Origin of the sequence: Sphingomonas sp. S-NIH.Pt3_0716 (assembly GCF_003950715.1) — a bacterium.
Lineage (GTDB): Bacteria > Pseudomonadota > Alphaproteobacteria > Sphingomonadales > Sphingomonadaceae > Sphingobium > Sphingobium yanoikuyae_A.
The window spans coordinates 1-579 of the sequence record NZ_QLJK01000137.1; the positions used below are offsets into that span (position 1 = coordinate 1).

Genomic DNA, 579 nt, shown 5'->3' on the forward strand with positions numbered 1-579 from the left:
TCCACAATTTCTGGGCCAAAGCGCTCGGCCTCGATGTCGATTACCGCGCCGTCCACGTCACGCCCGAGGGGCTTGCCGCCTATTTCGCCGAGCGTAAGGCGGACCCGAACTGGCGTGGCTGCAACATCACCGTGCCGCACAAGGTGGAGGCGCTGGCGCATGTCGAGGATCGTGGCGACGTCCGCGCGACGATCGGCGCGATCAACACCGTGATCCGCGCCGAGGATGGCGCACTGGTCGGTACCAACACCGATGCGGCGGGCTTCTATGCCCCGCTCAGCGGGCTCGATCTGGCGGGCCAGCCGGTGACGGTGATCGGGGCAGGGGGTGCGGCGCGCGCCATCCTGTTCGCGCTGTCGCGGATGAGCGTCGGCCCGGTCACTGTGTTCAACCGCAATGTGCTCAAGGGCGCAGCCCTGCTCTCCTCCTTCAAGCTGAAGGGCCAGGCCTTGCCGATCGGGGCGGCGGTTCCGCCCTCGGCGCTGGTGGTCAACGCGACCAGCCTGGGCATGACCGGCCAGCCGCCGCTCGACCTCGACCTGTCCCCCTTGCCGGAGGACGCACTGGACTATGACCGGT

At 68.6% G+C, this 579-nt stretch carries 1 protein-coding gene; it reads left to right on the forward strand.

Annotated elements, in window-relative coordinates; all coding sequences use genetic code 11:
* The coding region (locus BRX37_RS26490; protein WP_125990395.1) for a shikimate dehydrogenase family protein at nt 1-579 on the forward strand (579 nt) is incomplete at both ends.